Origin of the sequence: Catellatospora coxensis (assembly GCF_016862635.1) — a bacterium.
GTDB lineage: Bacteria > Actinomycetota > Actinomycetes > Mycobacteriales > Micromonosporaceae > Catellatospora > Catellatospora coxensis.
The window spans coordinates 1-557 of the sequence record NZ_BONI01000220.1; the positions used below are offsets into that span (position 1 = coordinate 1).

Below are 557 nucleotides of genomic sequence, written 5' to 3' on the forward strand. Positions count from 1 at the left end.
GAGGTGGTTCCAGACGACCTGATGCTGGTGGTCGTAGCAGTCGAGGCACAGCGGCTGTCCGAGCCTGTGATCAGTGTCGCCGTGTACGGCGTTGCAGGACAGCGGCTTGCCGTGGGCGCAGATGGGTCGGTCTCGGCGGACGTGGCAGGGCTGGGGTTTGTCGTTGCGCACGACGCGGGTGTGCACGACGCCGAAGGACGGCGCGGTGAGGGTGACGAACACGGCCGGGTGCAGCGTGACCGAGTCGGGCACACCCTTGCCGCCCGCCAGGCCAGCCTTGATGAGTTGGTAGGTGTCGTAGCGGTAGGTGGTGGCGCAGGCCGGGCACAGCGTGGCGATGCGCGTGCCGCACGGCTTGTAGAGCACGTTGTCGGGGAGCGTGTCGGTGGAGAATCGCTCGATCACCGCGCCGGTCGACGCGGACACGGTGAGGACTTCACCGCGCAGGCGGACGGGGCGGGTGCAGCCGCGGGCGCGGGCGGCGGCATCCAGCCAGCGGCCGAAGCCGGGTTTGGCGGCGCGCTCCAGGAGGCCGAGTCGTTCGGCGTCGGCCGGGA

At 70.7% G+C, this 557-nt stretch carries 1 protein-coding gene; it reads right to left on the reverse strand.

Translation table 11 applies throughout. The features are described from left to right. On the reverse strand, positions 1–557 hold a 557-nt coding region (locus Cco03nite_RS42115; RefSeq protein ID WP_373314473.1), incomplete at both ends, for a replication initiator.